We start from the raw sequence: 255 nt of genomic DNA, 5'->3' as shown, positions 1-255 counted from the left end.
ACTTACCGATAACTTCGTTCTAGCAGCGTTCGACCTATCCGGTCAGCAGGAAGTTCCTGCGGTACAAACGACTGCCAGCGGCAGCGGCTATGCGCTTATCGATACAAACGATTTATCGCTTGAAGTTAAGGTTCTGACCTCTGGTGTACCAGACGCAGTAGCGGCGCATATCCACACTGGTCGTGTAGGCATGAATGGTGATGTACTTACGGGTCTTGAGCAGTCTATGGACGACATGAATTTATGGATGCTCAA

1 protein-coding gene is annotated in these 255 nt (G+C 49.8%); it reads left to right on the top strand.

Annotation, left to right across the window (positions count from 1 at the left end; translation table 11 throughout):
• Positions 1–255 (top strand): CHRD domain-containing protein (locus ACGHAV_RS16975; RefSeq protein ID WP_390383389.1); only part of this gene is annotated, 255 nt, incomplete at both ends.

Source organism: Alteromonas sp. MTD1 (assembly GCF_042848195.1).
Lineage (GTDB): Bacteria > Pseudomonadota > Gammaproteobacteria > Enterobacterales > Alteromonadaceae > Alteromonas.
The sequence above is the reverse complement of the archived record's forward strand: the minus strand, read 5'-3'. Positions and strand labels throughout refer to the sequence as shown.